This is a genomic window from Mycolicibacterium parafortuitum, assembly GCF_010725485.1.
Lineage (GTDB): Bacteria > Actinomycetota > Actinomycetes > Mycobacteriales > Mycobacteriaceae > Mycobacterium.
This window is the reverse complement of sequence record NZ_AP022598.1, coordinates 2,204,085-2,223,198: the sequence shown is the minus strand read 5'-3', so window position 1 is coordinate 2,223,198 and position 19,114 is coordinate 2,204,085. Positions and strand designations below refer to the sequence as shown.

17 protein-coding genes are annotated in these 19,114 nt (G+C 68.0%); 5 read left to right on the top strand and 12 right to left on the bottom strand.

Annotated features, from left to right (window positions below; all coding sequences use genetic code 11):
• Window positions 1-2: 2 nt before the first annotated feature.
• From NTM_RS10555 to NTM_RS10545, 3 genes are read right to left on the bottom strand one after another with little or no spacing between them, the layout of a single operon-like run.
• Complete coding sequence (locus NTM_RS10555) at window positions 3-1,148, bottom strand: sulfotransferase family protein (RefSeq protein WP_163766269.1); 1,146 nt, start codon at window positions 1,146-1,148, stop codon at window positions 3-5.
• Window positions 1,145-1,936, bottom strand: coding sequence for an SDR family oxidoreductase (locus tag NTM_RS10550; protein WP_163766268.1), 792 nt, complete (start codon window positions 1,934-1,936; stop codon window positions 1,145-1,147). Before NTM_RS10550 ends, NTM_RS10555 begins: the two co-directional genes overlap by 4 nt.
• 3 nt (window positions 1,937-1,939) lie before the next feature.
• Window positions 1,940-3,067, bottom strand: coding sequence for a hypothetical protein (locus NTM_RS10545; RefSeq protein WP_163766267.1), 1,128 nt, complete (start codon window positions 3,065-3,067; stop codon window positions 1,940-1,942).
• 90 nt (window positions 3,068-3,157) lie between these two features.
• Between NTM_RS10545 and NTM_RS10540 the strand changes: the two genes are divergently transcribed.
• Window positions 3,158-4,096, top strand: a complete 939-nt coding sequence (locus NTM_RS10540; RefSeq protein ID WP_163766266.1) for an IclR family transcriptional regulator — start codon at window positions 3,158-3,160, stop codon at window positions 4,094-4,096.
• On the opposite strand, the gene NTM_RS10535 is transcribed toward NTM_RS10540, so the two are convergent.
• Window positions 4,068-5,510 (bottom strand): cytochrome P450, encoded by a 1,443-nt coding sequence (locus NTM_RS10535; protein ID WP_163766265.1) that lies wholly within the window; start codon window positions 5,508-5,510, stop codon window positions 4,068-4,070. The genes NTM_RS10540 and NTM_RS10535 overlap by 29 nt on opposite strands.
• A 144-nt stretch (window positions 5,511-5,654) precedes the next feature.
• Between NTM_RS10535 and NTM_RS10530 the strand changes: the two genes are divergently transcribed.
• On the top strand, window positions 5,655-6,311 hold the full coding sequence (locus NTM_RS10530; protein ID WP_163766264.1) for a TetR/AcrR family transcriptional regulator: 657 nt from the start codon (window positions 5,655-5,657) through the stop codon (window positions 6,309-6,311).
• Between the two features lie 8 nt (window positions 6,312-6,319).
• Here the strand turns inward: NTM_RS10530 and NTM_RS10525 are convergent, their stop codons facing one another.
• From NTM_RS10525 to NTM_RS10505, 5 genes are all read right to left on the bottom strand, one after another.
• Window positions 6,320-8,392, bottom strand: a complete 2,073-nt coding sequence (locus NTM_RS10525) for a RecQ family ATP-dependent DNA helicase (RefSeq protein ID WP_163766263.1) — start codon at window positions 8,390-8,392, stop codon at window positions 6,320-6,322.
• Between the two features lie 88 nt (window positions 8,393-8,480).
• Window positions 8,481-8,984 carry a hemophore-related protein gene (locus NTM_RS10520; RefSeq protein WP_163766262.1) on the bottom strand — a complete coding sequence of 168 codons (504 nt, stop codon included), beginning with the start codon at window positions 8,982-8,984 and terminating at the stop codon, window positions 8,481-8,483.
• A 161-nt stretch (window positions 8,985-9,145) separates the two neighbouring features.
• Window positions 9,146-10,198 (bottom strand): 4-hydroxy-2-oxovalerate aldolase, encoded by a 1,053-nt coding sequence (dmpG, locus tag NTM_RS10515; protein ID WP_104862498.1) that lies wholly within the window; start codon window positions 10,196-10,198, stop codon window positions 9,146-9,148.
• A complete protein-coding gene (locus NTM_RS10510; protein ID WP_104862499.1) occupies window positions 10,195-11,121 on the bottom strand; it encodes an acetaldehyde dehydrogenase (acetylating) in 927 nt (308 codons plus the stop codon). The genes dmpG and NTM_RS10510 overlap by 4 nt, the downstream gene beginning before the upstream one ends.
• 11 nt (window positions 11,122-11,132) lie before the next feature.
• On the bottom strand, window positions 11,133-11,918 hold the full coding sequence (locus tag NTM_RS10505) for a 2-keto-4-pentenoate hydratase (protein ID WP_163766261.1): 786 nt from the start codon (window positions 11,916-11,918) through the stop codon (window positions 11,133-11,135).
• 73 nt (window positions 11,919-11,991) lie between these two features.
• Between NTM_RS10505 and kstD the strand changes: the two genes are divergently transcribed.
• Both kstD and NTM_RS10495 read left to right on the top strand, forming a co-directional pair.
• Complete coding sequence (kstD, locus tag NTM_RS10500; RefSeq protein ID WP_163766260.1) at window positions 11,992-13,677, top strand: 3-oxosteroid 1-dehydrogenase; 1,686 nt, start codon at window positions 11,992-11,994, stop codon at window positions 13,675-13,677.
• 2 nt (window positions 13,678-13,679) lie between these two features.
• Complete coding sequence (locus tag NTM_RS10495; RefSeq protein ID WP_163766259.1) at window positions 13,680-14,549, top strand: enoyl-CoA hydratase ChsH3; 870 nt, start codon at window positions 13,680-13,682, stop codon at window positions 14,547-14,549.
• 13 nt (window positions 14,550-14,562) lie between these two features.
• Here NTM_RS10495 and NTM_RS10490 read toward each other — a convergent pair whose 3' ends face one another.
• Both NTM_RS10490 and NTM_RS10485 read right to left on the bottom strand, forming a co-directional pair.
• Window positions 14,563-15,048 carry a hypothetical protein gene (locus NTM_RS10490; protein ID WP_163766258.1) on the bottom strand — a complete coding sequence of 162 codons (486 nt, stop codon included), beginning with the start codon at window positions 15,046-15,048 and terminating at the stop codon, window positions 14,563-14,565.
• A gap of 125 nt (window positions 15,049-15,173) precedes the next feature.
• Window positions 15,174-16,610 (bottom strand): hypothetical protein, encoded by a 1,437-nt coding sequence (locus NTM_RS10485; protein ID WP_163766257.1) that lies wholly within the window; start codon window positions 16,608-16,610, stop codon window positions 15,174-15,176.
• Between the two features lie 911 nt (window positions 16,611-17,521).
• Here NTM_RS10485 and NTM_RS10480 point away from each other — a divergent pair.
• Window positions 17,522-18,352 (top strand): MPT63 family protein, encoded by an 831-nt coding sequence (locus NTM_RS10480; RefSeq protein WP_163766256.1) that lies wholly within the window; start codon window positions 17,522-17,524, stop codon window positions 18,350-18,352.
• A gap of 52 nt (window positions 18,353-18,404) precedes the next feature.
• Here the strand turns inward: NTM_RS10480 and NTM_RS10475 are convergent, their stop codons facing one another.
• Window positions 18,405-19,103, bottom strand: coding sequence for a hypothetical protein (locus NTM_RS10475; protein ID WP_163766255.1), 699 nt, complete (start codon window positions 19,101-19,103; stop codon window positions 18,405-18,407).
• Between the last annotated feature and the right edge of the window lie 11 nt (window positions 19,104-19,114).

Sequence of the window (19,114 nt, the reverse complement as noted above, 5' to 3'; positions counted from 1 at the left end):
GCTCACAGCCCGGCGAACCGCTCCTTGACCTGCTCGGCGGTCAGCCCGTAATCGGCCAGTGAGTAGGTGTGCTTCGGGGCACGGGGACCCTTCTTGCTCTCCTCGTGGGTCTCGGCGACCGCTGCCCGGGCGGTGTCGGGGAAGTCGATGCCGAAGGCGCGGTAGATGTCCTCGACGGCGCCGACCGGGTCCTTGATCAGCTCGAAGTAGTCCAGATCGTAGAACTGCGCCGGATCGTGTTTCGGCCGTTCGGCGTTGAACAACTCCAGGCCACGTGACCACGTCTCCATGGAGTCGGCGCCGATGACCTCACCGGTGAACGTGGTCGACCACCCCTCGGTGGTGTGCTGGGCCAGCGAGCACATCGACGCCATGATGGTCTCGACCGGCCGGTGGCACTGCACCACCAGCGCGTCGGGATAGGTCGCGAACAGCGCGTCGAGAGCGAACAGATGGCTGGGATTCTTGAGGACCCAACGCTTCTCGGGGTCGTTGAGCCCGATCAGCTGCAGATTGCGCCGGTGCCGCTGATACGGCTTGGTCCAGTCCTGTCGCGACAGCCACTGCGAGTAGGTCGGCACGTGAGCGAGCGTCTCGTAGGACACCGAGTGCAGGGACTGGCGCAGCAACTGCCAGCACTCCTCGACCTCGTCGGCGGTCATGAAGTGCAGGCCGGTGTAGTCCGGGTTCTCCTCGTGCGCCTTCGTGAACTGGGCATCGAGCTGCTGGAAAACCGGATTCTGCGACCATGTTTCGCGTGGCGGACGCGGCTGCGGGAATTCCGCGAGCCACAGCTCCAGACCCTGGTGGCGAGGGTCCGCGGCGAGCAGACGGTGCACGGCGGTCGTGCCGGTGCGCGGCAGACCGGTCACGAAGATCGGGCGCTCGATCGTCACGTCGGCGTGCTCGGGGTACTGCTTGAAGGCCGCTTCCGAGACCAGCCGCGCGACCAGCGCGTTCCTGGCGAAGAACCGCTGCATCTTGCTGCCCAACTCGGTGAGGTTCGCGTCCCGTTGGTAGGACTCCAGGAGCACCCCGAGCGCTTCCCGATAGTTGTCGTCGTCGGAACCGAAATCGTCGAGACCGCAAGCCTTCACCGCCGAGGCGTGCAGATCCTCGACGGTCCCGACATTTGTTCTCGGGCTCACGCCTTGAACTCCCCGCAGTTGACGTCGAGGGCCTGGCCGGTGATGCCGCTGGACAGATCACTGGCCATGAACAGGATCGCCGAGGCGACCTCGTCCTCGGTGGGCAGCCGCTTGAGATCCGACGCCGCCGCCGTGGCCTTGTAGATCTCCTCGACGGTGGTGCCGTACTTGCCGGCCTGATGGGTGAAGTAGGACTCCAAGGTGCCGCCCCAGATATAGCCGGGCAGAACGGAGTTCACCCGGATTCCCTGATCCCCCAGCTCGGTGGCCAGGGTCTGCGACATCGCCAGCAGAGCCGACTTGGCCATCTTGTAGGCGCCGTACTTGGCCTGCGAATGCCGCACCACCATGGAGTTCACGTTCACGACGGAACCCTTGCTCTCGGCCAGCGCCGGGGTGAACGCCTGCACCATGCGCAGCGCACCGAACACCGTCAACTCGATGGCATCTTTCATGTGCTCGAACGTGGTGTTGGCGAACGGCTTCATCGACGGAACGCGGAACGCGTTGTTGATCAGCACATCGACCCGGCCGTACGTCTCCAGCGTCTCGTCGACGAGGTTGGCCACCTGCGCGTCGTCGGTGATGTCGGTACCCACCGACAGCGCGCGCCTTCCGAGGTCGGTGATCTGCTTGGCGACGTCCTCGAGCCGCTCCACGGTCCGTGCGGCCAGCACCACATCCGCACCGGACTCGGCGCAGCGCCGCGCCAATGTGGTGCCCAGCGCGGGTCCGACGCCGCTGATCACGACGACCTTGTTCTCCAGCAGGGGAAGCGCACCCGCCATCTGTCAGCCCACCATTCTTTCGCCGATCTGTTTCTGGCGCAGCGCGATTCGCGCCCGCCATTCGTCGTCCGAGATCTTGTTCGACTCGTAGTACGGCAGCGCCGCGGGGACATCGTCGATCTGCACCAGGTCCACCGTCGGGCCGTCGGCCGGGGTCATCTCACGCGACACCCGTTGCCAGCGGAACTGCAGGAATCCCTTGCGGTGCCCGAGTGTCTCCACCCAGTTCGTCACCCCGGGACTGCGGTCGGCGACCACGATCCGGATCTTGCCGTCCGGATCCGCCTGAGCCTGCGTGCCGTTCAGCGAGGTCTGGTGATTGATGTAGTCCATCGAGATGTACCAGAGGCTGCCGAGCTGGAATCCGAGATACGGCGCGTCGCTGACCGGCAGCGTGATGACCAGCGCCTGTTCCTCGGCCAGTTCGAACCTGCCGACCGACGAGTACTGCGTCGCGAGGCCGCCCGGGGTCAGCCTCGGCGCGACCATCGTGTTGGGCACGCTGTCGTTGTAGAACCACTCCGGGAACTGCAGCCAGGTCTTCACGCGCTGCACCAACTGCTTGCCCGCGACGGCGTAGCGCTTGTCGATCAGCTCGCGGGTCAACGGCGGCGGGGCGGTTCCCGCGGTGTCGGTACGGGCGATCGCGAAAGTGCCGCGCTGCGCCGACCAGTCGTTGTACACCTCGCGGATGACCAGCTGCGACGGCACCGCCGGGGTGAACCGCCATTCGAAGGTGCCGTCCGCGGCGATGTCGAGTTTGCGGTCGTCGAAAGCGGTTTCACTGTCGGGCACGACTTCGTCGGTGTACTCGCCACCGAGCAGTTGGAAGCTCACGTCGGTGGTGGTTCCGCGACGTCCGGTGACGACGTACTCGTGGCCCGGCTGCACGCGGGTGCCGAAGTACAGGGTGTCGGGGTTGTCGAGGGCCATCTTGGTGAACGGCCCGGTCCCGCTGTGCAGGAACGGATGATCGCGGTCGTAGTCGAAGGCGACGTGGGTGCAGGCAGCGATACAGCCCGCCAGATACTGCAGACCCTCGAGCAGGTCGGCCTCGGATTCGATGAAGGACGCGGAGCAGACAAGGTTCTCGGCTTCGGCGATGGCGTCGGCCAGTGGCTGTGCGAACACAGTGGAGAAACTAGAACCCGTTCCATCAGGAGTCAATATATCGACCGCCTCGGTTCATATTTGGAACGCGTCCCCGCTATAGTTCCGCGCATGCTCCCATCGGTGCAGCCGGGCCGCGCGTCCCCGCCCACCCATCGCGTGGTCCGACTCCTGGACTTCCTCGCGGGCCGGCCCACGGAGCGGTTCGGCATCAGCGACCTCGCCAGAAGGGTCGGGCTCAGCAAGCCGACCTGCCTCGGCATCGTCACCTCGTTGACCGAGGCGGGATATCTGGTGCGCGATCCGGCCGACAAGACCTACCGCCTCGGCCCGTCGCTGATCACGCTCGGACATCGGGCCCAGGAGTCGATGCGGGTCAGTCCCGCCGCCCGCGAGCACCTCCGGCAGCTGTCCGCGCGCTACGGTGCGACCGCCGCACTGTCTGGTGTCGTCGACGACCGGATTCGGCTGCTGGACCTGGTGGCCCCGGCGGGCGTGCGTCCCGGGGTGGAGGTCGGGCAGAGTTACCCGTTCGCGCCGCCGGTCGGGTTGATGTTCGTGCTGTGGGATGACGAGGCCGAACGCGACTGGCTCAGAAGACAGCCGACGATCCCGCTACGCACCGATTCCGAGCGGCTACGACGCGTCGTGACCTCGTGCCGCGCCCACGGGTACCTGGTGGAGCGGCAGACCCCGGGCGGACGCCGGTTGTACGCGTTGATGGCCGGGATGCCGACCGACCTGCCCGACGAACTGCGGGCCCTGTTGGGCGAGCTCGTCTCCGATGTCGGTGAGCGGGTGTACCTGCGCGAGGAGAATCCCGGCCGCGGCAGACACGACATCGCCGTGATCTCGGCGCCGGTGTACGACCACTACCGCCGACAGGTGATGGTCACGTCCATGCACATCGGAAAAGCGTTGACCGACAGTGAGATCAGCGAGCGTGCTCGTGCGGTCGTGGCCGCGGCCGACGCCGTGACCGAACAACTGGGCGGTATGAAGCCGACAGGCTGGCCGCCGCTCAGCGATGGGCGCGCCGCCGCAACGTGACCGGCAGACCGTCGGCCGGGGTCGGCCCGGTCCCCCAGCTCAGCAGCGGCCGGTAACCGGGAGGGACACGCCATTCGAAGTGCCGAAGTAGTTGGTGCAGAACGACTTTGACGTTCATATCGGCGAACTGCTGCCCCAGGCACTTGTGCACGCCGCCGCCGAACGGTGCGAACGCATACCGGTGCACCGGCGAGGCGTCGGCTCCGCCCAGGAAGCGCCCGGGATCGAATCGGTCGGGATCCGGCCACCAGTCCGCCAGGCGCATCGAGGCGTAGACGTTGATCGCGACCTGGGTCTTACGCGGCACGAAGTGTCCGGCGACCTCGGTGTCGGTGATCGTCTGCCGGAACAGGGTGCCGGCAGGCGCGTACATCCGCAGGATCTCTTTGAATGCGGCATCCAACAACGGAAACGCGCCGTCCAGATCGGCCAGCGTCAGCTCATCATCGGGCGACGCGAGCGCTTCATCACGTAATGCGCTCTGCCACAGAAGGTTTCGACCAAGTTCATATGTCAGCATCGAGATCGCTATCGCACTGGTGTCGTGTGCGGCCATCAGCAGGAAGATCATGTGGTTGACGATGTCGGCATCGGTGAAGCGCTCGCCGTCGTCGCTGCGGCTGTGACACATCATCGAGAACAGGTCGGTCCCGCCACCGGCGCGTCGCGCGGGGATCTGTTCGGCGAAGTAGCGTTCGAGGCGTTCCCTGGCACGTAACCCGCGAGCCCAGATCCCGCCGGGAACGTCGGCGCGGATCATGGCCTGCCCGCCGCACACGGTGTCGTGGAAGTCCGCCGCCAGCTGATCGGCTTCTGGCCCCAGTACCGCTCCGACGAACACTTCCGCCGCCTGGTCGAGCAGCAGTTCCTTGACCGCGGTGTAGAACGGGAACCCGTGCGCGGACGGCCAGCCCGTCACGGTGCGGACGATGCCGGGCCGCATCAGGTCCAGATACCCGTCCAGCGCGCTGCGGGTGAACGCCTGCTGCATGATCCGCCGGTGGTCGCGATGCTCCTCGAAGTCGAGAAGCATGATGCCGCGGTGAAAGAACGGTCCGATGACCGGCGCCCACCCGCGGGTACTGGAGAATGCCTTGTCCCTGTTGATCCAGACCGTCTCGAGCGCCTCCGGCCCGATCGCCTGGACGACTCGGAAGCCGACGCCCCCGGCCCACGACACCGGGCCGAACTTCTCATAGCGCTCGCGCGCGAAATCCAGCGGCTCGACCAGCGTGCTCAGGATGTGCCCGAGCACGGGGAAGCCGTAGTTGCCCATCACCGGCCGCAGGTTCGACCCCGCCGGCGGGCGGGCCAGTTCCCGGACCGAACTGGGATAGCGGGCCGCGAACGCTGCCGCGGTGCTCTGCAGCCGCCGCTTGGCCGCTGTCACCGGATCAGCCAGCACACTGGTCATCGAGCACTCCGGTCGAGATGGTTGTTGCGCATTCCACCAGCTCCGCTCTTTGGTACAGGACCGTGCCAGATACTCTGGTACCGAACCGTGCCAGAATGGCGGGGTGGAGTCAAGGATCTGCGGCGCGCGAGTGCCGGTGGCCCGGTGACCGCGACGCCACGGCGCACCTACGGCGGGCAGAGCGCTGATGCGCGCCGCAGTGCGCGGCGGGCCCGGCTCCTGGACGCGGCGATCGACGCGATCGCCGACAATGCGTGGCGCACCCTGACCGTCGACCGGTTGTGCGCCGGCGCGGGTTTGAACAAGCGGTACTTCTACGAGAGCTTCGCCAACCTCGACGAGGTGGCGGCCGCCGCCGTCGACGACATCGCCGACGACGTCCGCTCGGCGACGGTCGATGCCGCAGCGCGCACCGCTGCCGAGCCGCTGGACCGCCAGGCGCTGGCCGTCGTCGATGCGCTGGTCCGGGCCTTGGTCGACGACCCGCGACGGGGCCGGATACTGCTCGGCGGGGTTGCGGGTTCTGCTGTCCTACAACAGCATCGAGCGAAGGTCATGCGCAGCCTGACCGCCGTCTTGGTATCGCACGCCCGCAACGTGCACGGCGTCGAACTGGAGAACGATCCGCTCGCGGCCGTCGCCCCGGCGTTCCTCGTCGGGGGTACCGCCGATGCCATCCTGGCCTATCTCAATGGTCGCGCCAGGATCTCGATCGATGATCTGGTCACCGCGTTGACCACGCTCTGGCTCATCACCGGCAACGGGGCCGCCGAGGTCGCGCGGCACCGCCTGGGCGATTGACGGAGGCCTCAGCTGACGGCGGCCAGTGCGAACGGCAGCACCTCGGCCGCACCGGCCGCACGCACCGCGCGTGCGGCCATCGTCAGCGTCCACCCGGTGTCGGTCAGGTCGTCGACCAGTAGCACCGTAGCCCCGGTGACCCCGGTCGGTTCGCTCCACGCGTTCTGCAGGGCGGCCACCCGGTAGGCCGAGTTCGCGGCGGAAGTGGGCCGATGGGTGGGCGAATACTGCAGTACGCCAAGGTCTTGCAGGCGTCCGACCTCGGCGAGCCGGGACGTCAGCGAGGTGATCAGCTTGGGGCGGGTCGCCGAGTCCAGTGCCAGCACCGCAGTCGGGCGCTGCTGCCAGTCCCAGGCTTTCAGCACCGCGATGGCGGCGCCCAGCACGTCGTCGGAGGCCTCGGCGTCCGGTTCGGCAAGCAACGTCCGCAGCCGCGCACCCCAGCCGAGGTCGGTCAGTCGCCCGATCGCCCGGCCCGGTGCGGGCCCGTCGGTGATACGGCCCGACAAGTCGATGCCCAGCTTGCCCAAGCCGGTGGGCCACTGCTTGCGCGGCGCGATCTCGACGCCCGGCCGCATCAGGCGCTGCCGGGTGGCCTCGGCCGCGCCGGCGTCGACGTCGGCGTGGTAGCGCGGGCCGGCACAGTTGTCGCACCGGCCGCACGGCTGCGGACCGAGTTCGGGGTCGTCGAGTTGGCTGCGCAGAAACGACATCCGGCAGCGGTCGGTGCTCTGGTAGTCGAGCATGGCCTGCTGCTCGCGCTTGCGCGCTTCGTCGAGGCGGCGGTAGCGGTCCTCGTCGTACTCCCACGGCTGCCCGGTGCTGATCCAGCCGCCCTTGACCCGACGCACCGCGCCGTCGACGTCGAGCACCTTGAGCACCATCTCCAGGCGGGACCGGTTGAGGTCCACCAGCGGTTCGAGTGCCGCCGTGGACTGCGCACGGTCAGGCTCGAGAGCGTCGATCACCCTGCGCACCAGGGCTTCCGGCGGGAAGGCCACCGACGCGAAGTAACGCCACACATCGGCGTCCTCACGTCCGGGCAGCAGGATCACCTCCGCGCTTGCGGTGGACCGTCCGGCGCGGCCGACCTGCTGGTAGTAGGCGATCGGCGACGACGGCGCACCGAGGTGCACGACGAAGCCGAGATCGGGCTTGTCGAATCCCATACCCAGCGCCGAGGTCGCGATCAGCGCCTTGACCCGGTTGGCCAGGAGGTCGGCTTCGAGTTGTTCGCGTTCGGCGGCCTCGGTGCCACCGGTGTATGCGGCCACCGCGTGGCCCTGCTCGCGCAGCAGTGCGGCGATGTCGTTGGCCTGCGCGACGGTCAGGGTGTAGACGATCCCCGACCCGGGCAGCGAATCCAGGTGGGCGGCAAGCCACGCCGCGCGCTGCGCCGGCCCGCCCGCGTGTACCACCGACAGCCGCAGCGACTCCCGGTCCAGTCCGCCGCGCAGCACCAAAGTGTCGGTGCCGCCGACCCCCAGCTGAGCCGCCACGTCGGCGACCACGCGATCGTTGGCGGTCGCGGTGGTGGCCAGCACCGGGACGTCGGTGCCCAGTTCGGCGATCAGGGTGCGGATGCGGCGGTAGTCGGGCCGGAAGTCGTGACCCCAGTCCGAGACACAGTGCGCCTCATCGACGACCACCAGCCCGGCGTCGGCGGCCAGTGCGGGTAGTACCGCATCGCGGAAGTCGGGATTGTTCAGGCGCTCGGGGCTGACCAGCAGGACATCGAGCTCGCCGGCATTGACGCGTTGGTGGACATCGTCCCATTCGGTGACGTTGCTGGAGTTGATGGTCGCCGCGCGGACACCGGCGCGGGCGGCGGCGTCGACCTGGTTGCGCATCAGCGCCAGCAACGGCGACACGATGACGGTGGGGCCGCGGCCCGCGGCCCGAAGCAGCTTCGCCGCGATGAAGTAGACCGCCGACTTTCCCCATCCGGTGCGCTGCACCACCAGCGCCCTGCGCCGCTGCACGACCAGCGCTTCGATGGCGGTCCACTGGTCGTCCCGCAGCTGCGCGTGCGGGCCCGCCAGCTGTTCGAGGAGGGTCTGGGCTTGGGCTCTCGTCGCCATCAGACCATCGTGCCGGGCCTGTCCGACACACAGACACGGACCCGGGGCTTATCGCCCCGGGCCCGTGGACCGTCTGGATACTGCGAGGTCAGGCCGTCGGAGCGGCCGGTGACTCCGCCTCCGGGGTCATCGAGGGCTCGACGACCTGGGGCACCTCCGCCGGCACCTCAGCGGCGCCCGGGGTACTGCCCCAGACCGCCTGAGCGACCGGTGTCGGCGCCAAGTCCAGATTGCACTCCGTCTTCAGAGCGCTGACCGGCTGGAAGATGTTCTTCAGCTCCTGCTCCACCTGCGGGTTCTGCTGGAAGAACGCCTGGTAGGCCGCCTGGGCCTGTTCCTGCGGCTGCGCCGAGATGGCCGACAGCGCCTCGTTGGTCTGCGGGTTCGCCGTCAGGTAGGCGCCCTCGGAAGCCGCCGCGGTGCTCACCGTGCCGGCCACACCGGCAGCGGAGCAATCGGCCGCGGGTCCGGGTGTGGGGGCCGGCTGAGCGCTGGCCACAGGGGCGACGATCGCCGCCGACCCGAAGGCAAGCAGTCCTCCGGCGAACATGCCGAATAGGCCGCGGCGAACGGTCGTAACGGACGTGTTCATGAAAATCACTCCTTTGATCTGCGATCAGTCGGTCGCACTGGTGTCTCTAGCCCGTCTGCGGGCAGGTCAAACACCACCGTGCTTCCGAACCAGGGGTCAGATCCCGTGTCGCCGCAGCTCAGGCGGGCTTCGGAGAAATTTTCGGTTTTCGCGGTCCGCCGCTAGTTGGTCGCGGCTTCTTGCTCCCGCTTGATCTCCAGCGCGATGTCGATCAGCTGGTCCTCCTGGCCGCCGATCAGCTTGCGCTGGCCCGCGCGATGCAGCAGTTGGTGCGCGGGCACGCCGTAGCGTTCCGACTGCCGGATCGCGTGCTTGAGGAAGCTGGAGTACACACCCGAGTAGCCCATGATCAGCGCGTTGCGGTCCAACAGGCACTCGGCGGGCATCGCGGGGGCGACGACCTCCTCGGCGGCGTCGGCGATGTCGAAGAAGTCGATGCCGGTCTTCACGCCGATCTTGTCGAACACGCCGATCAGCGCCTCGACCGGCGCGTTACCCGCCCCGGCGCCGAAGCGGCGGCACGAGCCGTCGATCTGCTTGGCGCCGGCCCGGACCGCCTCGATGCTGTTGGCGACGCCGAGCCCGAGATTCTCGTGGCCATGGAAGCCAACCTGAGCATCCGACCCCAGTTCGGCGACCAGCGCCGCGACCCGGTCGCGGACGCCTTCCAGCACCAACGCACCAGCCGAGTCGACGACGTAGACGCACTGGCATCCGGCGTCGGCCATGATGCGGGCCTGCTGGGCCAGCTTCTCCGGCGGGATGGTGTGGCTCATCATCAGGAAGCCGACCGTCTCCAGCCCGAGTTCGCGGGCCAGCCCGAAGTGCTGGATCGACACGTCGGCCTCGGTGCAGTGGGTCGCGATGCGGCAGATCGACCCACCGTTGTTCTGGGCTTCCTTGATGTCCTCCTTGGTGCCCACGCCGGGCAGCATCAGAAAGGCGATCTTGGATTCCTTGGCCGTCTCGGCGGCCAGCTTGATCAGTTCCTGCTCGGGGGTCTTGGAGAAGCCGTAGTTGAAGCTCGACCCGCCGAGTCCGTCGCCGTGGGTGACCTCGATGACCGGCACGCCGGCGGCGTCGAGTGCCGCGACGATGGAACCGACCTCGTCTTTGGTGAACTGATGGCGCTTGTGGTGCGAACCGTCGCGCAGCGACGTGTCCGTCATCCGGACGTCCCAGATCGGGTTGAAGTAGATGTCGTCGGTACTCATGCCTGCGCTCCAGTCGTGGAAAGACTCTCTTTCGCGATTTCCTCGCCCACCTTGGCCGCGGCGGCGGTCATGATGTCCAGGTTTCCAGCGTAGGGCGGCAGATAGTCTCCCGCACCCTCCACTTCGACGAAGATCGTGACCAGATGGTTTCCGCCGTTGACCACCGACGGCTCGTCGAACTGCGGTTCGTTGAGTAACCGGTAGCCGGGCACATAGGTCTGCACCTCGGCGACCACGTCCTTCACAGACTGGGTGATCGCGGCGTGGTCCGCGTCCTCCGGGATCGCGCAGAAGATGGTGTCGCGCATGATCATCGGCGGATCGGCCGGGTTCAGGATGATGATGGCCTTGCCCCGTCGGGCCCCACCGATCACCTCGACACCGGCGCTGGTGGTCTTGGTGAACTCGTCGATGTTGGCGCGGGTACCCGGACCGGCCGACGCCGACGACACCGACGCGACGATCTCGGCGTACGGCACGCCCCCTTTGTCCGCGACCGCGCGACTCACTGCGTACACCATCGGAATCGTCGCCTGCCCGCCGCAGGTGACCATGTTGACGTTGGGTGCGTCGAGGTGCTCGCGCAGGTTCGCCGGCGGGATCACACCCGGCCCGACCGCTGCCGGCGTCAGGTCGATCGCACGGATCCCGGCCTCGGCGTAGCGCGGTGCGGCATCGCGGTGCACGTAGGCGCTGGTGGCCTCGAAGACCATGTCGGGTTTCTCGGCCTGGTTCAGCAACCAGTCCACACCCTCGTGGGATGTCTCGAGTCCGAGCTTGCGGGCGCGTGCAAGACCCTCGCTCGCCGGATCGATGCCGATCATCCAGCGCGGTTCGAGCCAGTCCGACCGCAACAGCTTGTACAGCAGGTCGGTGCTGATGTTGCCCGACCCCACGATCGCTACCGATAACTTGTCAGCCATCTTCCCGGCTCCTATTCGAAATCCAGTCGTACTGAACCTAACCCGGCGAAGTCGGCAACGAAACGACTGCCCGGAGGTGCATCTATCGCACGGGTGCACGAGCCGGGGAGCACGATGTCGCCGGCCTTGAGCCGGACGCCGAAACTGTCCACCTTGCGGGCCAGCCACGCGACCGCCGTGACGGGGTTGCCGAGCACCGCATCGCTGCGACCCTCGGCGACGACCTCACCGTTGTTGGTCAACGTCGCGTCGATGGCCCGGATATCCACGTCCTTCGGCGAGACCCGCGCCTCGCCCAGCACCCACCCCGCCGATGACGCATTGTCGGCGATCGTGTCGCACAACTTGATCTGCCAGTTCGTGATTCGGGTGTCGATGAGTTCGATCGCGGGTGCGAAGGCGGCCGTCGCGGCGAGCACGTCATCCTCGGTGCACCCCTCGCCGGGCAGGTCGTCGGACAGGATGAACGCGACCTCGACCTCGACGCGGGGGTACAGGTACTTCGACGACTGGACCGGGACGTCTTCGAAGACCTCCATCTCGGCCAGCAGGTGGCCGTAGTCCGGTTCGTCGACGTTCATCATCTTCTGCATTGCCTCCGACGACAGACCGACTTTGTGGCCGATCACGCGTGCCCCGTCGGCGACCCGCTGACGGATGTTGATCAGCTGGATCTCGTAGGCGTCCACGACGTCGATATCGGGGTGCGCATCGGTCAGCGGGGCGATGGGTACGCGGGTCCGCTCGGCCTGCGCCAGATCGGCGGCGAGCTTCTCACGGACCTCTGCGGGCAGCATGAAAGTGAAGTCCCCTCGTTCGTCGGACCGGCCCTGTTGTCGTTCGGCCGGGCAATTCTATAACGTGTTCTACATGACGGAGCAGGAGTATGACGTCGTCGTGGTCGGTAGCGGCGCCGCAGGCATGGTCGCCGCCCTCACCGCCGCCCACCAGGGCCTCTCGACGATAGTCGTCGAGAAGGCCCCGCACTACGGTGGTTCCACTGCGCGGTCAGGTGGTGGCGTGTGGATCCCGAACAACGAAGTACTCAAGGGCGCGGGGGTGAAAGACACCGCCGACGCGGCCCGCACATATCTGCACGCGATCATCGGCGATGTGGTGCCCGCCGAGAAGATCGACACCTACCTCGAGCGCGGTCCGGAGATGCTGTCCTTCGTGCTGAAGAACTCCCCGCTGAAGCTGTGCTGGGTGCCGGGTTACTCGGACTACTACCCGGAGACGCCGGGCGGCAAGCCCACCGGCCGCTCCGTGGAACCAAAGCCGTTCGACGCCCGCAAGCTCGGCCCCGACGAGAAGGGGCTGGAGCCGCCGTACGGCAAGGTGCCACTGAACATGGTGGTGATGCAGCAGGACTATGTCCGGCTCAATCAGCTCAAGCGCCATCCGCGCGGGCTGCTGCGCAGCCTGAAGGTCGGTGTGCGGTCGGTGTGGGCCAACGCCACGCGCAAGAACCTCGTCGGCATGGGCCGCGCCCTGATCGCACCGCTGCGCATCGCGCTGCGTGAGGCCGGGGTTCCTGTCGAACTGAACACCGCGATGACCGACCTCTACGTCGAGAACGGAGCGGTGCGGGGCATCTATGTCCGGAAGACGACCGCGCCGGAATCCGCCGAGCCGCAACTGATCCGCGCTCGCCGCGCCGTCATCCTGGGCAGCGGCGGCTTCGAGCACAACGAACAGATGCGGGTGAAGTACCAGCGCGCGCCGATCACCACCGACTGGACGGTGGGCGCCGTGGCCAACACCGGCGACGGCATCCTGGCCGCCGAAAAGCTCGGTGCCGCACTTGAACTGATGGAGGACGCGTGGTGGGGCCCGACGGTCCCCCTGGAGGGCGCTCCGTGGTTCGCGCTGTCGGAGCGCAATTCGCCCGGCTCGATCATCGTCAACATGGCCGGAAACCGGTTCATGAACGAATCCATGCCCTATGTGGAGGCATGCCACCACATGTACGGCGGACAGTACGGTCAGGGCCAGGGCCCCGGCGAGAACATCCCGGCCTGGCTGATCTTCGACCAGCAGTACCGGGACCGCTACATCTTCGCGGGTCTGCAACCGGGACAGCGCATCCCGTCCAAGTGGCTGGAATCCGGCGTGATCGTCAAGGCGGACACCCTCGACGAGCTGGCCGCCAAGACCGGGCTGCCGGCCGACCAGTTCAAGGCCACCGTCGATCGCTTCAACGGGTTCGCCCGTTCGGGTGTCGACGCGGACTTCAAGCGCGGTGAGAGTGCCTACGACCGCTACTACGGCGACCCGACCAACAAGCCGAACCCGAACCTGGGCGAGATCAAGCACGGACCGTTCTACGCGGCCAAGATGGTCCCCGGCGACCTCGGCACCAAGGGCGGGATCCGCACCGACGTGAACGGCAGGGCGCTGCGCGACGACGGTTCGGTGATCGACGGCCTCTACGCCGCGGGCAACGTCAGCTCGCCGGTGATGGGCCACACCTACCCGGGCCCCGGAGGCACCATCGGCCCCGCGATGACGTTCGGTTATCTTGCAGCCCTAGACATTGCAGCAGCGAAGGGATAAGCGTGCCCATCAATCTCGACGAAGCCATCGGCGCCGAACTCGCGCCGGTCGAATTCTCGTGGACGAGCAGCGACGTCCAGCTCTACCACCTCGGGCTGGGCGCCGGCGCCGATCCGATGGACAAGCGCGAGCTGCGCTATCTGGTCGACGACACCCCGCAGGTGCTGCCCACCTTCGGCAATGTGGCACAGAGCTTCCACATGACCGAACCGCCCGCGGTGAAGTTCCCCGGCATCGACATCGAGCTGTCCAAGGTGCTGCACGCGAGCGAGGCCGTGACCGCTCCGGGCCCGATCCCGGCCGCCGGCACCGGCGTCGCGGTCACCCGGTTCACCGAGATCTGGGACAAGGGCAAGGCCGCGGTCATCTGGTCGGAGACCGAGGTGAAAGACCCTGCGGGCACCCTGTTGTGGACCCAGAAGCGGTCGATCTTCGCGCGCGGTGAGGGTGGCTTCGGCGGCGACCGCGGTCCGTCGACGTCAGGTGCGGCACCCGAGCGTGCCCCGGACTTCGAGCTGACGATCCCGACCGCACCGCAGCAGGCGCTGCTCTACCGCATGTGCGGGGACCGCAACCCGCTGCACTCCGATCCCGATTTCGCCGCGGCGGCCGGGTTCCCGCGCCCGATCCTGCACGGCCTGTGCACGTACGGCATGACGTGCAAGGCCCTGGTGGACAACCTGCTCGACGGCGACGTCAGTGCGCTGAAGTCCTACGGCGCCAGGATGGCCGGCGTGGTGTTCCCCGGTGAGACCCTGCGGGTCAACGTGTGGAAGAACTCTGGTGAGGCCGCCGGTTACAGCGCCGTCGTGACCACGCCCGACCGGGACGATTCCGTCGCGCTGGCCGGCGTGGAGTTCGTTCCGGTCTGACGGGACCCGCGAACTACTTGCAGAGCTCGCTGATCCGGGTCGCGGTGGTCTGCGCCTCGGTCATCCGCCTGACCTGGTTCGGGTCGTCGGCGGCTGCTCCTGCGAGCTGACCCATGCCGATGTATTCCAGGTTCGTCGCGAACGCTGCCACCGCGTCGGCCAGGTCGGACGGCACGTCACCGTCCAGTCGGGACAGCAGGAACTGGCCGCCACCGAGGGTCGCCAGCCGCGCGTTCGCGGCCACCGCCTGAACCGCGACGGGCTCCGAGCCCAGGTTGGCGTTCGTCTGCAGGGAAACGGCGTTGCGGACCACGGCGAACGCATCGCACACCCGCGCCTTGGGGTCGGCGCTCTGATCGCCGCCGGCCCCCCACGCCTGGTCCGAGGACGGGGAACGCACCAACGCGAAGACCGCGACCGCGAGCGCCACGACGGCGACGACCAATGCTGCGATCAGAAGCTGACCAGTGCGACGCGAAGATGCGAGAGAATCCGACACCGGGCGATCATAGCCTGGGGGTTCGCCACGAAAGCGTCGAGCCGGCAAAGCTTTTGCGTGTCGCCGAAACGAACAGCGGGTTCACCGGCCCAGGCCGGTGAACCCGCTGTCGTGTCAGTCGACCGTCAGTCGTCGGAGTCCGAGGACCCGCCGCTGCCCGAGGAACCCGAATCGCCGCTGGAGTCGCTCTCCGACCCGCCTGCGTTGCTGTCGGTGGTTCCGTCGGAGCCGTTCTCACCGTCGGAGCCGATCAGGCCGCGCGATCCGCCGGCGCCGCCCTTGCCCGCGGTCGGGGTGCCCTTGCCGCCGGTCTGGATCAGGCCGTCGCCACCGTCGCCACCACTGCCGCCGCTGCCGACCAGGCTTCCGCCCTTGCCGCCGCTGCCGCCGTTGCCGCCCTTGCCGTTTCCGTCGCCGACCGGGCCGCCCTCTTCGTCGGGCACACCGCCCCAGCCGTAGCCGCCGTCACCGCCGGCGCCGCCGTCACCGGTGACGGTCGAGTCGCCACCGGCACCGCCCCGGCCACCGGTCGCGTTGCCGTCGAGGCTCTCGGCCACACCGCCGTTGCCGCCGTCACCGGCGTCGCCGGTGAACGTCGTACCACCGGCACCGCCCGCACCGCCCTCGGCGTCGGCGTCCTCGTAACCCCAGCCGTTGCCGCCGTTGCCACCGGTGCCGCCGGAGCCGCTGCCGTCGGAGCCGCCGCCGGTGCCGCCGGCACCGCCCGCACCGGCCTTGCCGTCGGCCCATGCGGACCCGTCGCCGCCGTCGCCGCCCTTACCGGCCTTGCCGTAGCTGGTGTCGCCGCCGTCTCCGCCGCGACCGCCGGTGGCGAACCCGTTGTCCGACCAGGACTCGCCACCCTTACCGCCGTCGCCGGCCTGGCCGAACTGGCTGTAGCCGCCGTTACCTCCGCGGCCGCCCGTGGAGTTGTTCTTGTTGACGCCGTCACCGGTGAAGCTGTTGGTGTTGTCGTCGTCGCCGCCGTTGCCGCCGTTGCCGCCCCGCCCGAACAGTGAGCCGGCGCCGCCGTCACCGCCGCGGCCGGCAGCCGAGGTGCGGTCGCCGTTCTCGGCGTACACCGCATCGGCGCCGTCGCCGCCGTTGCCGCCGTTGCCGAACCAGAAGCCGGCGTTTCCACCGTTTCCGCCGTTGCGGCCCATACCGCCGTTGCCGCCGAGCAGGCCGCCGTCACCGCCGTTGCACGCGTCGCCTGTGCAATCCTCGGCGGCGTCGAGCCCGTTGCCGATCAGCCATCCGCCGGGGCCGATGATCGGGCGGAAGACCGGGTTCGCGCTCGCCTGCGCGAGGGCCAGCGGCGTGGCCGCGTTCGCGGTGGCGCGGTCCTTGTGGTCGCTACCCGACTGCAGATTGAGCCACAGCAGCTCTTCTTCGTTCGAGACGAGTTGCACCTGCAGTTCGGTGGAGGTCGGCGCGTCGTCGGTCAGCATCAGCGTGCCCACACCCGCGAGCGCGGCACCGGTGACGCCCGCGGTGATTCCGGCGCCGAGATAGGTACGAATTGCCGAAGAGCGATCGCTCTTCTTGGCGTGCCTTGCCATGGTCCATGCTCCCTGAGTTCGTCCATCGGATGGGTCGCCACAGCCTGTGAGCCAGGCAACGCCCAGTAAGTCTTACCAGAGCGGCCGGAGGATGTGGGAACTTTTGCTGGACGGGATCGCAAACGTTCACCTCGCAAGCACCTGCCGCTAACCGGGCATCTGCTGCCGTCCGCCCAGCTCAGCACCCTGAAACACGCGCTGCCGGCAGTCGGTGACGCCACTCCACCCCCACCCGTCACGGTCGATCTGCGTAAATCCGCCACGGCGGGTACCGAAAGTGGGCCCGGCCAGCAATTAACGCTTCTGTTAAAACACAGCAGATTCTCAGAAAGCGGGGGAGATTGGCTTCCGCACCCGACTGCCGGGCCGCCGACCGGAAACGAGTTTGCCGGCTCAGCTCGCGCACCAGCACCCAGCAACGGGTCGTCTGCAAATGCGCGAGAGTTTGCGTTCAGCTCCCAATCGCCGGTCGCTGCCATGTGTCGGGTAGCTGTCGACAAGGCCGCAACGGACGCGGCGGCCTAGGTGTTCCCTCCCTCCGATCCTCCCGTGCCCGTGTCCGCCCGCAATACGCGCATTTCCGAATTCGATTCGTTCATGCCGACGGAATTCTTGGACGTGGCCTCGGCCGAAATTCACCGCGGCTGACGACCGGCCGCAGAACGAACCCACGCAAACTCAGCGGAATTCGCCGAAGACCCTGTCCGCCCGGTTTTCGAATGTCCGGCATGTCGCGAGACGCCGCCGAGACAAAGCGGCGGCCACGCCCTCGACGCGGCGTTTTCCCTGCTTCCACGGCACAGGTGATCCGCTGCCCGCACAGGTGAATTGACGGGCAATACACGTGAACTGTTACTTTGCCGGTGGGGAATGACCTCGCTGCTCGCTCAACGAATACAGGAGGAAATCACGTGAAGTTCACATCCGCATTGGCCACCGCCACGACGGCCGCGGCTGCCGCATTGGCGCTCGGCGGAGCACCCCTGGCATCGGCGGACTCCGAGGTGCAGTGGCTCGGTCAGCCGGGCGAACTCGTCAACGGCGGTGTCGTCCAGCACTGGACCGTGAGCCATCTCAAGCCCAGCCCCGACACCATCCCGTACACGCCCGCCGGCACGCTGTGGGAAGCCACAGCCAGCGACGAAGCGGTGTCCGGCGACGTCACGCCGATCATCTCGAACCTCAATGCGCGCGCCAAGAACGGCGACACCTACCGTGTGCTGTTCGGAGTCGCCACCGAGCAGGGTGTGAACCCGGCGACGCTGGCGCAGGGCCAGAAGACCTCCGGAAAGATCTACTTCGACGTGACGGGCGAAGCGCCCGACAGCGTCTTCTACAGTTCCGGCGCCGAGGAGGAACTGTTGTGGGTGCAGGCACCGCCTGCCCCATCCGGTGGGACCGGGGGCTCGGGCATCACGACCGCGTCACCGTCCTCGTCGGGAGGCGCCTCAGACGTCCCGGCTGCGGCCGCCGAGAGCCCGCAAGCCGCACCCGCCTCGGAGACGCCGGCCGCGGTGGAAGCGACCCCGTCACAGGTTCCCGCGAGCTCCGGTACACCGCTGCCCGAGGGCAGCTCGGGTACACCGCTGCCGGAGGGCAGCTCGGGAACACCGCTGCCCGAGGGCAGCTCGGGAACACCGCTGCCCGAGGGCAGTTCGGGCACTCCGCTGCCCCAAGACGCTGTACCGCACGCGCCGGGGGCACCGACCACGACGGTCGTCGTCCCGGCGCCGCCGGCCTGACCCGGCTCGACCATCGACCGTGCCGCCTGCCCCGCAGGCGGCACGGTTCGTTTCAGGAGTGCGACGACCACCAGGTGTAGAGCTGAACCATGTTGGGCCCCTGCGGACCGGACTGGACCTCGTTGACGGCGAGGTCCGCGTCGGTCGTCCATGCCACGGCCGGTTTGCTCTCCTGGAATCCGCACACCAGAGTTCCGACCGGCCGGTCGGGGTCGGCGTTCCGCCGCCACGGCCCCGGCGACTGGATGTTGCCCGGGCAGTTCACCACCGACATCTTCGCGACGACCTCGTCGAAATATGCCTCGAGCGCATCGCGGTCCGACACCAGCGTGTAGGTCGCCGTCAGCGGACCGCGGACGTCGTCGTTCTCGGCACAACGGACTTGTGCCAGCGCCCCATTCGACGGTACGACGGGCTCACAGGCGTCGGCGGTGTAGCCCTCGGGCAACATCGCCTGCAGTCGCTTCGCCGCCTGCTGTGCCTCGGCTTCATCGGCCGAAGGGGTTTCCGCCGCCGGCGAATCCGCGCCGTCGTCTGTCGGCCAGAACGTCCATGCGAGTGCCCCGAGACCGACGACCGCCACTGCCGCCGCCACGATGGGAACGACGGGCGCCCGATTCCTCTGGGAAGGACGCGGATTCACCGTCAACGGCGCTTCGTGGTGCGACGTCGGCCGGCTCGTCGTCGAGCCGATCCTGTTGACGCTCAGCGGCCCGGTGTCGTCGTCGGGATTCGGCTCGTGGGAGCTCATCTGGCCAAGGG